Source organism: Vibrio sp. OPT41 (assembly GCF_015163595.1).
Lineage (GTDB): Bacteria > Pseudomonadota > Gammaproteobacteria > Enterobacterales > Vibrionaceae > Vibrio > Vibrio alginolyticus.
This window is the reverse complement of record NZ_JADDYH010000108.1, coordinates 1-214: the sequence shown is the minus strand read 5'-3', so window position 1 is coordinate 214 and position 214 is coordinate 1. Positions and strand designations below refer to the sequence as shown.

The following is a 214-nucleotide window of genomic DNA, read 5'->3' as shown; positions in this document are numbered from 1 at the left end:
TGAAAAGCAGCAGTGCGACGGTACAAGCCGGTGGCAATTGGACCAGTGACGCGATTGATATGAGTCACCAAACCAACGGCACTTATACCGTGATTGTGACAGGGACGAACTCAGCCGGCATTGAAGTGAGTGAAAGCCAGAGCTTTACACTGGCGCAGTCTCTGCCAACGCTGACTAACGTGACGTTTACGCCTGAGCACCAAGCCATCGGCCA

The 214-nt window shown here is 53.7% G+C and carries 1 pseudogene; it reads left to right on the top strand.

The features are described from left to right. Positions 1–214 (top strand): annotated as a pseudogene (locus IQP38_RS26095) (hypothetical protein); the annotation flags it as partial.